The organism is Streptococcus mitis (assembly GCF_946190285.1).
Taxonomy (GTDB): Bacteria; Bacillota; Bacilli; order Lactobacillales; family Streptococcaceae; genus Streptococcus; species Streptococcus mitis_CP.
The window spans coordinates 1-282 of record NZ_CAMHZX010000036.1; the positions used below are offsets into that span (position 1 = coordinate 1).

Below are 282 nucleotides of genomic sequence, written 5' to 3' on the forward strand. Positions count from 1 at the left end.
TGGTACTTCTGGATTTCCTGGTGTAAACTCAGGTGTTCCTTTTTGTTCTTTACCTTGGATTTCTGTTGACTCAGCTGGTGTTGACGTTGGGGTTACTGGTGTAACCGTTGGTGTGTAAGTCGCCGTAACTGGTGTTCCGTTCTTATCAACACGTTTTACTGTTACTGATGGTGCTGTTCCAGTGAATGTTTTCTCTGGTGTGAATGTTACTGTTCCATCTTTAGCTACTGTGTATGTTCCAACTTTTTCTACTGTCTTCGTAGTTTTTCCATCTTCAAATGT

At 41.5% G+C, this 282-nt stretch carries 1 protein-coding gene; it reads right to left on the reverse strand.

The window, feature by feature from the left end:
* Window positions 1-282 (reverse strand): hypothetical protein (locus N8L39_RS09305; RefSeq protein ID WP_261039377.1); only part of this gene is annotated, 282 nt, incomplete at both ends.